Source organism: Vibrio sp. 1731, from assembly GCF_033339955.1.
In the GTDB taxonomy this organism is placed as follows: domain Bacteria; phylum Pseudomonadota; class Gammaproteobacteria; order Enterobacterales; family Vibrionaceae; genus Vibrio; species Vibrio alginolyticus.
In genome coordinates, this window is sequence record NZ_JAWOVO010000013.1 from 41,042 (window position 1) to 54,076 (window position 13,035).

Below are 13,035 nucleotides of genomic sequence, written 5' to 3' on the forward strand. Positions count from 1 at the left end.
TTCACCGTGGGTGAGGATGGTATTCTTACCTTCACAGATGCAGACCTATTAACAGGCGCGACGGATGTAGAAGGTGACAACCTAACCGTTGAAGGCGTGACTTACACAGGTGCAGACGGTGTCCTAACCGACAATGGCGATGGCACGTACAGCTTCGCACCAAACGAGAACTTCAATGGCGACGTAAACTTTACCTTCGATGTTTCCGATGGCACGGACACCGTGACCGCGAATATCGATGTGAGTGTGACGCCAGAGAATGATCCACCAGTGGCAGGCAGCACGTCTTACACAGTGCATGAAGATAACTCGATCACCATCAGTGACGAGCAACTACTGGCTAATTCGTCTGATATCGAGGGTGATGTTGCGATCAGTAGCGTGAGTTACAGCGGTAACGACGGTGTGCTAGAAATTAATGGCGATGGTACTTACACCTTCTCACCAAACGAAAACTTTACAGGCGATGTTAGCCTAGATGTTGTCGTGGTTGATGAGGACGGCGCGGTTGATACAACAACAGCGGGTATTACCGTTCTTGAGGTGAACGATCCACCAATCGCAGGCACAACCAGTTACACCATTGATGAAGATGAAGTTATCACCATCAGCGCAGAACAGTTGTTGGCAAACTCTTCCGATATTGAAGGTGAGGTAGTACTAGATAGCGTGAGCTACAGTGGCAGCGAAGGTATCTTTACCGACAATGGTGATGGTACGTTCAGCTTTGCACCAAACCAAAATTTCAATGGTGAAGTGAATCTTGATGTTGTAGTCGTGGACGAAGATGGTGCGACCGCTTCGACGACGGCAAACATTGATGTTCTGCCAATCAATGATGCTCCGGTATCGGGTGACTTGGCTTACAGTGTCGACGAAGACAACTCAATCACGCTAAGCCAAGAACAATTGTTGGCACAAGCAACGGATGTAGAAGGTGATGCACTAACCGCTTCCAACCTAGTGGTTGACGGTGATGCGACGGTTACGGCTAATGACGATGGTAGCTTTACTATCACGCCTGACGCGAACTTCAATGGCGACATTGATATCACGTTCGATATCAATGATGGCAGCGATACTATCGTTGCAACGGCTGACCTAACGGTTAACCCAGTCAATGACTTGCCGCAGCCGGAAGATCAAGCGTTCACCATTGGTGAAGATGGTGTGTTGACCTTCACTGACCAAGATCTGCTTGATGGCGCAACGGATATCGATGGTGATGACCTATCGGTAGAAGGTGTCACTTACACTGGCGCTGATGGTGTCCTAACCGATAACGGTGATGGTACCTACAGCTTTGCTCCAAACGAGAACTTCAATGGTGATGTGAACTTTACCTTCGATGTTTCTGATGGCACGGATACCGTGACCGCAAATATCGACGTAAGCGTGACGCCAGAGACGATCCACCGGTTGCAGGCAGCACGTCTTACACGGTGCATGAAGACAATTCGATCACCATCAGTAACGAGCAGTTATTGGCTAACTCATCTGACGTCGAAGGCGAAGTCGCGATTGATAGTGTCAGCTACAGCGGCGCAGATGGCGTGTTCCAAGACAATGGTGATGGTACGTACACCTTCTCTCCAAACGAGAACTTCAATGGCGAGGTCAGCCTAGACGTTGTAGTTGTCGATGAAGAGGGTGCGACAGACTCAACCACTGCGGGTATTACCGTTCTTGAGGTGAACGATCCACCAATCGCAGGTGCGACAAGTTACTCTGTCAATGAAGACGAAGTCATTATCTTCACGGAAGAGCAACTGCTAGCGCAATCAAGCGATGTGGAAGGCGACGTGAGCCTAGAAAGCGTCTCTTACAGTGGTAACGACGGCATTCTAACGGCGAATGACGATGGCACTTACAGCTTCGCACCAAATGAAAACTTCAACGGTGGCGTAAGCCTAGACGTAGTCGTCGCTGATGAAGACGGTGCAACTGCGACAACCAACGCGAACATTGATGTATTGCCAGTCAACGATGCTCCGGTATCTGGCGACTTGGCTTACAGCGTCGATGAAGACGGTTCAATCACATTGAGTCAAGAGCAGTTACTGGCTCAAGCGGGTGACGTAGACAGCGATAATCTAGAAGCAGTGAACTTAACCGCGGTAGCCAATGCAACCGTTGTTGAGAACCAAGATGGTAGCTTTACGATTACGCCTGATGCGAACTTCAATGGCGATATCGACCTAAGCTTCGACTTGATTGATAACGATGGTGCGAGCGTGGAAGTGGGCGTCGACCTAACGGTGAACCCAATTAACGATGCGCCGCAATCAACGCCAGTGAATATTGCTGGCACCGAAGATACCACCATTCTTATCACGCAGGACATGTTGCTTGTTAACGCGACAGACATCGATAACACCTACGACGAACTGTCTGCTGTCGACTTAGTGATTGATGAGCAATACGGTGACTTGCTAGACAACGGTGATGGTACTTGGTCATTCACTCCGGCTGAGAACTTCAATGGTGATGTGCCAATGTCGTTCGGCGTCAGCGATGGTGATTTAGTTACGCCGGTTGAAGGCAATCTAAACGTCGAAGCGGTTAACGATGCACCAGAAGCGCCAACCATCCAGATGCAAGGCGAAGAAGATGTGGTCATGGTGATTGACCCAGCTTACATCGCTGATCAAGTTACGGATCTTGATGGTGACGAAATCAGCGTAGAAAGCATCACGGTTCGTGCTCCTGCAAACGCGACATTAACCCAACAACCAGATGGTATGTACCACTTGGTGACCACTCAAGACTTCAATGGTTTGGTGGAACTGGGCTACACCGCGACGGATGGTGAAGAAGTGGTTGAAGGCTCGTTGAATGTGGATGTCATTCCAGTCAACGATGCTCCATTCAATGTGGGTAATGCCTTTATGGCAACCGACGAGGATGGCGCATTCACCTTCGACGCTGGCGACCTGATGAACTTGTTCGGCGATATCGATACTGAAAACCTAGTCGTATCACGCATTATCACCGCAGAAGGTGAAGATGGTGGTGAGGTAACAGACAACGGTGACGGTACTTGGACATTCACACCGACTGGCGATTTTGCAGGGGTTTCTGACTTGCAAGTTGTGGTAAGTGACGGTGAGTTTGAGACGGTTCTTGATGTACCAGTGTTTGTTCGCCCTGTTGCGGATGGCGCGGTCATCACAACCGACCATGATGGTCCGTTAGTCTTCGGTGAGGACGAAACAGGTCACCTAGGCTTGAATGTCGGTCTAATCGACGATTCAGAAACGCTAAGTAACCTAGTGATGACTGGTTTCCCTGTTGGCTTCGAAGTTACGGATGGTGTGAACACCATTACCATCACGGAACCGGGTCAATACATCGACTTGAACGAGTGGGATATCTCAGACCTGCAAATGACGCCTCCGGCTGACTTTAATGGCGAGTTCTTCGTAACCGTGACCGCAACAACGGTGGATTACGGTGACGAGCCAGAAGAGTTCGAAGATGGCATCGATTCAGGTGACTTCGAAACCCTAGCGGGTGAACCCGTTATCCTAACCGCTGATGACCTAATCGGATTGGCAGAAAACGTAGACGCTGATGCGGGTGATGAAGTGAAATTCGTTCACCTAGCTGATCGCAGCCAAGGTGAGATTGTCGATAACGGTGATGGCACATGGACATTCAATCCAGCACCAGGCTTTACTGGTGAAGCGGATATCGCTTATGTGATTGATAAAGACGGTGTGCTTCATGATGAGCAAACAGGTGTGGTCGTGAAAGAAGACGCACCACAAGAGAATGCTTCTCCAGAAATCGACAGCATTTCTACCACAGAAATGGCAGCGGATGGCACCTTGTCGTTCACCAATGATGACATGCTATCGACCTTGAGCGATGCAGAAGGCGACAGCTTGAGCATTGAGTCAGTGAGCCTAATGGAAGGTCAAGGTGTGATAGAGACCGATAACCAAGGTAACTACCAATTCACACCAGCAGAAGGCTACACCGGAGATGTTCAAGTTGGCTTCATTGCAACTGACGGTGAAAACCGCATTGAGAGCTTCTTCAATGTCGACATCCAAGGTGAAGGTGAAACCACAACCAGTGAAGGCTACGCACTGGCTGATGATGGTTCACTAACCCTAACAGAAGCGCAGTTGATTGATGAGCTTGGCATTAGCCCTTCTGCAGAAGTGTTGGATGTCGCCGATGCAAACGATGCTGGTTTCTTTGCGAAATCAGGCGATGAAGAGTGGACATACTGGCCGAACGATGACTTCGATGGCAATTTGGCTATGGATGTTCAGGTCAACGACAATGGTGAAGTATCGACTCAGAATCTGAGCATCCAAGTTGCGGACGATTCAGCGCAAAGCGACGAGCCACAAATCCAAACTGCTCAAGCATCAGCAGAGCAGCAAGTTGGCGAAGCGCAACAGCCTGAAGAACAAGCAGCAAACGGTGCAGACAGTGAAGACGAGAGCACAGCTGATGTGACTGCAGCACCAGGCTATACCATTTCTATCTCGGTTCCAGATGAGGTCAGTGGTAACGAATCGGTGGATTATGCAGAAATGTCCGGTCTACCTGATGGTGCATCAGTAAGCAACGCACTGGATAATGGCGATGGCAGCTTCACATTAAGTGGCAACCTGAACCAACCAGTATCGGTTGACCTACCAGAAGGTTACGAAGGTACGAGCGAAATCCAATTCCAAGGTTACGATGAATTGGGCAGCGCAGTAGAAGGTGCGAGTGGCAAAGTTGAAGTTGAAGTCGATGATCAATACACCATGCAAGGTTCTGCTCAAGATCAGCAACCAGACATGGCGGGTATGGAATCTGGCGGCAGCGACTGGACAAGTGCGGGAGGTCAAGAGCAAGGTGTCGACTTCACGGATGACTCTGGCAGCTTCGACTCGGATACTCAAACGGGTACTGACCAAGGCAACGATTTCGATCAAAGCTCAATGTAACCAGTCCTAGACAAGGGCAGTGTCATTGCTGCCCGAACCAAAGCCATGCAGAGCCTACTTTGCATGGCTTTTTTGTTGGGCTTCTTTCTATGAGCTGTAGAAAAAAACTTGGAAATTGAAAAAAGTATTCTTAGCTAGTTTATACCCAAGTAACCTCGAGATGTTAGGTTCAGCGAGAATGGCTTGGTTTGTAGACGCGGCGGCGATTTAAAGGTCTAGTGGGTCTAAATCAAGAATCGACAACAAAGTATACAAACCAAGACAGCTCGCCCTTCGGGAGCGTGTCATTGACTCGGTTTCTGTGTCAAACAACTTGGAAAGAGCTGACTATTACGCTGCGTTGTTTTCCTTGACCCCGAATCAATGACAACGCTCTGAATCCTGCATCTTGAAGTCACTTGGGTATAAGAGTCATTTACAAGGAGGAGCGACATGTACCGTTATGTCAGTTCGCCAAAAGCATCGAAGTACATAGTGCCACCACCACAGCATCGAGAGTTGTCGAGTATCGATGTGCCGGAGTCAGAGCTTGAGATGCGTGAAATTCTGAACAATTGGTTTGCCGATGGATTGGCGCCCATCATTCAGAATGAAGACAATTACATCTCTGCTAATGAGCAACAGCGCTTTGAGCAGCTCAGCCGCACGGTGGGCGTGCTACTGCGTAATAAAGATTACTACTTCGCCACTAAGCGGATTCTTTCGTTGTGGGAGCAAGACTGCTTAGAAACGACTTACGTTAATTATCTGATTTTACGTAGTGAGCGCATACCATACTTCGAATAAGCCCTATTTATAGGCTTAAAATAGTGGTTTACATGGTTTTCTTAGTAACTTTTGACACCTGTATTTAACATTTTTGTAAACATCGTTATATTTAAGGCTCATCGTTGTCAGGAGTTTATGGATGAACCTTACGATATCAGGGAAGTTGCAGCTCAGTTTTGTGCTGCTAGCCGTACTTTTTATGGCATCAGCGGTATTCACGTATCGCAACGTCACTACCGTAGAGCAATACGCCTCTTCGTTACTTAAATCCGATTTACCGACCGTCGACACCAGTCGCGGCATCCAACAGTCCGTTCAAGCGTCGCTGTCCTCGATTCGAGCCTACATGTTGCTAGGTGGCGATGAAGAGGCGAGCGCACGTCTGAGTGAGGACGTGCGTAATATCATGGCATCTACAGACGAGTCGCTTCCAACGTTGCAGGCGTTGATCTCTGAACAGGATTTTCAAGCGATCCAAAGCCAGTGGGACGCGGTAAAAGTTTCTCTAAACAAGCTGATTGAACTTAGCCACAGTGATGAGAACTTACCCGCACACAACCTCTTTATTAACGAAGCGGCACCCATTGCAGAAGTGGCACTTGACCAGCTTCAAAGCTTAATCAACGAAGAGTCAGGAAACCCATTCGGTGGAGACAGAAAACGTCTGTTCAAAGTTTATGCCGACAGCTATACCTCGCTCGCCAATGCACTGTCTGCACTGCGAGATTTCCTGTTATACGGGCAGCAAGATCATCTAGACAAATACCACGACTTGATTAAATACCACAATCAATCTGTGGCGGAAATCGATAGCAAACTCGACAGACTTACCGATAACGACCAATCACTGTGGTCACTGTTTAAAGAAATGCAGCAACTGTACTTTCCTTTAGCAGAGCAGGTGATTGCATTGCGTCAATCGCCAGAATGGAACGAATCAAACTTGTTAATGGCGAATGAACTGTTGCCAGCAGCGGATGCACTAGACCAAAGTTTAGAAACGATCGTATTGGCTCAGCAAAGTCGTGCTGATCAAAGTGGACAGGGTATTAATCAGTCGATCAAGAACGTACTGACCACTATGTTGATTGCAGCAGCATTAGTTTTGTTTGCCGCAGTAGCGATTTCAAAATACATGGGCAACACCATTGGTCGCCGAGTGAAAAACTTATCGGAGCGAGCCAAGACGATCGCTTCAGGAGATGTTTCTCAGCCTCCGTTAACTGTTGTTGGGAAAGATGAATTGGCAGACCTTACCGATTCGATTAACCGCATGAACCAATCGTTAGCGAGCATCGTGGCAGGGGTGAGTGAGAAAGCGCACCAAGTGGATACCAGCATGGGGGCTTTATTGGAATCGGCGCAAGTCACTTCATCGAATGTTGAACAGCAACAGACCAGCATTGTTGAAATGGGAAGCCAATTGGATGAAATCGCTTTAGCCGCGCGTAACACCCTAGATCAAGCCAATCAATCGGTGCAGAAGCTTTCTGATTCAAAAGGCGAGATTGAACAAGGTCGCGATGCACTAGAGCAAAACAAAGTCACCATGGAAAGTTTGCACGGCAGCATTGAAACTGCGAGTACGCAAGTCACACAGCTAAGCAAAGAGAGCGAAGCCATTGGTCGAGTGACGGAAGTGATTGAAGGTTTGGCAGAGCAAACTAACTTACTGGCATTGAATGCCGCGATAGAAGCAGCGCGCGCAGGTGACCAAGGGCGAGGCTTTGCGGTTGTGGCGGACGAAGTGCGTATGTTAGCGACGCGCACTACTCAATCGACGACGGAAATCAACGGCATCATCAATGCGATTCAACGCTCGACCCATTCGGTGGTTGAGGAGATTGAACACAGTCAATCACTTGCGGAGCAGGGCGCTGAGCACATTGAAAAAGCGGTAACTCGTTTGCTTGTTACTACGGAGCAAATAGGTTCCTTGAATGAACAAATGGCAGAGCTTGCGGCAGCGGCAGAGCAGCAATCTCATGCGACCAATTCGATCACTGGATTGATGTCCGGCATTACTCAATCAGTGGATGAGGTTTCGAATAACAGCCAACGTGCATCAGAAACATCATTGCAAGTAAAAGAGCAAGTTACTGAGCTGAATCAACAGATGGCAACTTTCAAAACGGCATAGATAAGGTTTACGTCTGTTCATCTACTTTTGAACGTTAACCAAATAGTAAAAAAGCCCCAATTCTTTTTACACAAAAAGGATTGGGGCTTTTTGTTGGATGATACGCCGATATTCGTCTACTTGCTCATTGGATTTGGCTATTTAAATCATAGTTAAAACCAAATTCTCTTCACCGAGCCGGAGTCGTAATATGACTCCATCGGCAGCAAATACTGCAAAAGAATTTTTAAACTTTATACCAATCCCAGTAAGAGAATCGTTCGTTACTACGATTGGTATCATCCTTCTAGGAGCAAGATTATGAACAAACAAGTAAGCCTAATTGGTCTAGACAGCGAACAATCAGCACAACTAGCTCAACAACTAAATCAACTGCTAGCGCATTACCAAGTGTTGTACATGAACTCTCGCGGTTACCACTGGAATATTAAAGGTGCGCAATTCTTCGAACTGCACGTAAAATTTGAAGAGATTTACACTGATCTACAAACAAAAATCGATGAGCTTGCAGAGCGTATTCTAACTTTGGGTCATACGCCAGCGCACGCATTCAGCAACTACTTGGAAGCAAGTGAAATTAAAGAACATCAAAACGCGACTTCTGGTGAGGAGTGTGTACAAGGTCTGGTTCAAGGCTTTAGCGTTCTACTTCTAAAACAGCGTGAGATTCTACAAAACGCGGGTGAAGCAGATGACGAAGGTACAGCGGCATTGATGGGTGACTACATCCGTGAGCAAGAAAAATTAATGTGGATGCTTAACGCTTACCTACAAGGTTAAGCAGCGCATCACCCAAGCAATCCTTGGGAACGCATGAAACAATCGGGAATAAGTCATAAGGGGCACGTTGGTGCCCCTTTTTTTGTTTGCGTATTTTATATGTGTGCTTTATTTGCGTGGTAAGGATTGGAAATGGCTCAATAAATCGCTGAGTTCATTAAGCGCCAACGAGGCTGAATCATTGAAAGTTTCTTGATTACCGTGATGAACAAGGCAAGAGGGCATCTGTGCGTTATACGCTGCCTGTAAGTCGTAAAGGTAATCGCCGACATAAAGCACTTCATCAGGCATCAAACGCCACTCTTTCGCCAATACCTGAAGAGACAAAGGGTCTGGCTTGGGCGGGAAGCATTCACGAGTGATGACTCGTTCCACTGAGATTTGGTTGTGTTCTAGTTTGCGCTGCGTGGCGATTTGACAGTTGCGCGTCACGATAGCGGTTTTGATTTCATTTTGATGCAAGTGGGCGAGTAATTCATGGCAGCCAATCATTGGAGCAGACTGCTCAGCATCAGAAATCTCGTAATCAAATATCACGTTATGAGCGTGCTCTCTATGGTGAGGATGCTCAAGTGCGTCGACAAAATCCAATAGATCTTCACTCTGCGGACAACCTAGCTGTTGTCGCAATTCGCCGAAGTTCATATCAGAACTCACCAAGGTGTTGTCTAAATCAAACACCACGGCTTTAATTTTATCGAGCTGTAAAGGGAATGGAATCATAATGACCTCGTACAACTTAACCGAACTATCGTTTTAAAAAACAAAAGGTTATTGTTAAGTTTAGATTCTTCTGCTTAGATTGTACGAAAATAAATCACTAGTACGTCACAAATTAAATAGTCTTAACGATTTTAGTGTTTGATTACCTTTCCTCAAGACGAAAGATTTTGCCGCTGTCGGTAGAAAAGTAGATATAGCCATCGGGGCTGATGGTTATATCTCTTACTCGCTCTCCATGACTCTCCATCAATCTTTTTGATTCGGTGAGCTTGCCATTATCAATAGAAACCACGTTGATGTGCGCCAGTTTCAATGCGCCTGCGAGGATTTTCCCGTCCAATTCTGGGTATTTATCACCACGGTACAAAATCATATTACTGGGCGCGATAGAAGGGACGTATACCAGCTTGGGATCTTCCATTCCCGGTAACGACTTAGCTTCCCCAACGTCCAACGGTCCCCAATATTCTTTACCATGAGAGACTTTTGCCCAGCCGTAGTTCGCGCCTTTCTTGATTAGATTAATTTCATCGCCACCGCGTGGTCCATGTTCAATCGACCACAGCTGTTTTGTTGCTTCGTCGTAAAACATACCTTGTGGGTTGCGGTGCCCGTAACTCCATATCTCAGGACGAGCTTGGGAAGGTTTGAATGGGTTGTCTTGCGGAACCGAACCATCAAGGTTAAGGCGCACAATACTGCCAGCATGGGTTTGAGTGTCTTGGCCATTATCGCGTTCGCCACGGTCACCGATTGAGAAGTAAACTTTATCGTCTACAAATGAAATTCGACTGCCGTAGTGGCGACCCGTGTCGGTGATGGCATCAGCAACAAAGAGATCGTTCCAACCCACAAGTTGATTGTTTTGCAATTGCGCCGTCGCTAACGCCACCGTATTGCCTTTACTCGTGCGCTTGCTGTAGGTAAAGAAGAGTTGCGGGTTTTGCTTATCGGCATTCGGTGCGAGTGCAACATCCAATAAACCAGCTTGTCCACTGGTGTTCACATTGGGGACGTTAAACAGCTTTTGAGGTTTGCCTGTGGTGATATCCAGCAACGAAACCGTACCGTTCTTTTCATTGACGATAACGCGTTGATTATCTAAGAACTCGATCCCCCAAGGGATCTGAAATCCATTCGCCACTTCGTTGGCGCGGTATTCGGCAGTGTTGGCAGAAAAGGATAAACAAGCGAGTAGGGTAGCAGCAATCGTTCTCATGGTTCCTTCCAATATGAATCGTGTTAATACTTAAAAGCTAACACTAAAAGACTATGTTTGGCAGAGATTCACTTGTATATGAATGTAAAAAATCCCCGATACGAGATCGGGGATTGAATTAAGGCTAGAGAATTGTTTAGTTAGCGAGATTACATCGCTTCTTCGAAGATCTTAGAAATTTCTTCGTGAGTTGCTTGTTTAGGGTTAGTGAAACCACAAGCGTCTTTCAGTGCGTTGTCTGCTAGTGTTGGGATGTCTTCTAGTTTCGCACCAAGCTCTTTGATACCTGCTGGGATACCCACATCTTTCGCTAGAGTAACGATAGCGTCGATTGCTGCCGCTGCACCTGCTTCAGCAGACATGCCTTCTACGTTTACGCCCATTGCTTTTGCTACGTCACGTAGGCGCTCAGGACATACTTGCGCGTTGTAACGCTGTACGTGAGGTAGAAGAATCGCGTTACAAACACCGTGTGGAAGGTCATAGAAACCACCTAGCTGGTGTGCCATTGCGTGTACGTAACCTAGAGACGCGTTGTTGAATGCCATACCCGCCATGAACTGCGCGTATGCCATTTGTTCACGAGCTTCTAGATCTTCACCGTTTTTCACTGCTGTGCGTAGATAAGCCTGGATAAGCTCAATCGCTTTAATTGCTACCGCATCAGTGATTGGTGTTGCTGCGATAGATACGTAAGCTTCAATCGCGTGAGTTAGGGCATCCATACCTGTTGCCGCAGTTAGCGAAGCAGGTTTAGCTAGCATTAGCTCTGGATCGTTTACCGAGATAAGCGGTGTTGTGTGCTTATCAACGATAGCCATCTTGATGTGACGCTCTTCGTCAGTGATGATGCAGAAACGCGTCATTTCAGATGCAGTACCTGCCGTCGTGTTGATTGCGATAAGTGGCATCATTGGTTTTGCAGACTGGTCTACGCCTTCGTAATCTGCGATTTTGCCGCCGTTAGAAGCAACAAGCGCGATACCTTTCGCACAGTCGTGTGGTGAACCGCCGCCTAGAGAGATAACGAAGTCACATTCGTTATCAGTAAGAAGTGCTAAGCCGTCGTTAACGTTGCTGATAGTTGGATTTGGTTGAGTGCCATCAAACACAACGGTTGCTACATCGCGCTCAGTGAGAAGGTCTTGAACTTGTTTGACTACACCGATTTGGTTAAGGATCTTATCCGTAACGATCAAACCTTTTTTAAAGCCTTGAGATTGGATGCTGTCTGCTGCGTCTTTCAAACAACCAGCGCCCATTAGGTTTACCGTAGGGATAAAAAATGCACTTGTCATATTGGATAGCTCCGCCGTTATTTTTAATAATCTTTCTTAATTTGCCATTTACTGTCGCACATTCGTTTCCAGATTGAAGTTGATCTAAAGCAAGTTTACCCACTTAGAGGTACTTGCAAGAGAAAAACTGTGACAGTGATCTTGTTGCACTGCGTATAAGTGCAACACTGATATAAAGTAGAACAAATATGAAACTATGGACGCAAATGATTGGCAGAAATTGACTTCTGACGCGGATATATCTCTAAATTCGACTAAAGTATAAAAAATCCCCATTAATAACTTAATTATCAATGGGGATAGGGAAGTGTTTTATAAGCTAACTACTAATAATTAAGCTATTTTAATCAGTTTTGATACTAACTTTTCGATACCTGAAGCCGCTTGAGAGATATTCTCTGCCAACATGTAAGCAGGGGTTGAAAGTACGAGGTGTTTTTCATCAAAAACGATGTCTTCGACAGGGCACGTGGTGTGTTCACCGCCCATTTGATTAAATGCTATTGAGACTGCCTCATCGTTGCCTACCGTTCCTTTCACGCCTTGCTCATAAATCATCGGAATAATGACAGGAGAAATACACAGATAGCCAGCTGGTTTTTTCGCATTAGCAAACGCGCGACAAGCTTGAGCTACGTGTGTGTTAATGGAGCACTCCGCACCCGAAACAGCGAAGTCGGTTAAGTTTTTCGCGGCACCAAACCCACCTGGAAGCAGTAGGGCATCGTATTCATCGACGTTAAGTTTGGCGACATCGTCAATATTTCCGCGTGCAATACGAGCTGATTCGATCAATACGTTACGTGTTTCATCCATTTCGTCACCAGTTAGGTGATTGATGACGTGGAGTTGGTCAATGTTAGGTGCAAAGCAGTGCCAAGTTGCACCTGCCTTCTCGATGGCGTAGAGCGCCAACACTGCTTCGTGGATCTCAGAACCGTCGTAAACGCCTGAACCACTTAAAATGACTGCGACTTTTTTCATGTTTGGATTCCTTTACTCTGAACGTTCCTTAGATTGCTCTTCGCTATCTAGACCATGCGTTTCCGAATGTGTTTTAACGTTTTCACTCTCGTTGTCATCTTCATCATAGTAGCGCACAACAAAGGGTGTAAGCATAACACTAGAGGGCAGAAAATGTTTCATATCGACTCC

At 46.8% G+C, this 13,035-nt stretch carries 8 protein-coding genes and 1 pseudogene; 4 read left to right on the top strand and 5 right to left on the bottom strand.

Annotated features, from left to right (window positions below):
• Nucleotides 1–6: 6 nt before the first annotated feature.
• From R7035_RS26175 to R7035_RS15545, 4 genes and pseudogenes are all read left to right on the top strand, one after another.
• Nucleotides 7–4,952: pseudogene (locus R7035_RS26175) on the top strand (tandem-95 repeat protein).
• Nucleotides 4,953–5,384: 432 nt separating this feature from the next.
• Nucleotides 5,385–5,738, top strand: a complete 354-nt coding sequence (locus tag R7035_RS15535) for a hypothetical protein (protein ID WP_005375589.1) — start codon at nucleotides 5,385–5,387, stop codon at nucleotides 5,736–5,738.
• Nucleotides 5,739–5,859: 121 nt separating this feature from the next.
• Nucleotides 5,860–7,860, top strand: coding sequence for a methyl-accepting chemotaxis protein (locus R7035_RS15540; RefSeq protein ID WP_049537031.1), 2,001 nt, complete (start codon nucleotides 5,860–5,862; stop codon nucleotides 7,858–7,860).
• Between the two features lie 300 nt (nucleotides 7,861–8,160).
• Entirely contained in the window at nucleotides 8,161–8,640 is a 480-nt protein-coding gene (locus tag R7035_RS15545) for a Dps family protein (protein WP_005388254.1), read from the top strand.
• Nucleotides 8,641–8,748: 108 nt separating this feature from the next.
• Here the strand turns inward: R7035_RS15545 and R7035_RS15550 are convergent, their stop codons facing one another.
• From R7035_RS15550 to R7035_RS15570, 5 genes are all read right to left on the bottom strand, one after another.
• Nucleotides 8,749–9,363: an HAD family hydrolase gene (locus R7035_RS15550; protein ID WP_005375585.1), complete on the bottom strand. Its 615-nt coding sequence runs from the start codon at nucleotides 9,361–9,363 to the stop codon at nucleotides 8,749–8,751.
• A 142-nt stretch (nucleotides 9,364–9,505) separates the two neighbouring features.
• A complete protein-coding gene (locus tag R7035_RS15555) occupies nucleotides 9,506–10,582 on the bottom strand; it encodes a PQQ-dependent sugar dehydrogenase (RefSeq protein ID WP_132936362.1) in 1,077 nt (358 codons plus the stop codon).
• A 149-nt stretch (nucleotides 10,583–10,731) separates the two neighbouring features.
• Nucleotides 10,732–11,880 (bottom strand): L-threonine dehydrogenase, encoded by a 1,149-nt coding sequence (gene yiaY / locus R7035_RS15560; protein ID WP_005442614.1) that lies wholly within the window; start codon nucleotides 11,878–11,880, stop codon nucleotides 10,732–10,734.
• Between the two features lie 333 nt (nucleotides 11,881–12,213).
• Nucleotides 12,214–12,864, bottom strand: a complete 651-nt coding sequence (gene elbB, locus R7035_RS15565; protein ID WP_017634378.1) for an isoprenoid biosynthesis glyoxalase ElbB — start codon at nucleotides 12,862–12,864, stop codon at nucleotides 12,214–12,216.
• Between the two features lie 12 nt (nucleotides 12,865–12,876).
• Nucleotides 12,877–13,026, bottom strand: a complete 150-nt coding sequence (locus tag R7035_RS15570; RefSeq protein WP_017634379.1) for a hypothetical protein — start codon at nucleotides 13,024–13,026, stop codon at nucleotides 12,877–12,879.
• Nucleotides 13,027–13,035: the final 9 nt, after the last annotated feature.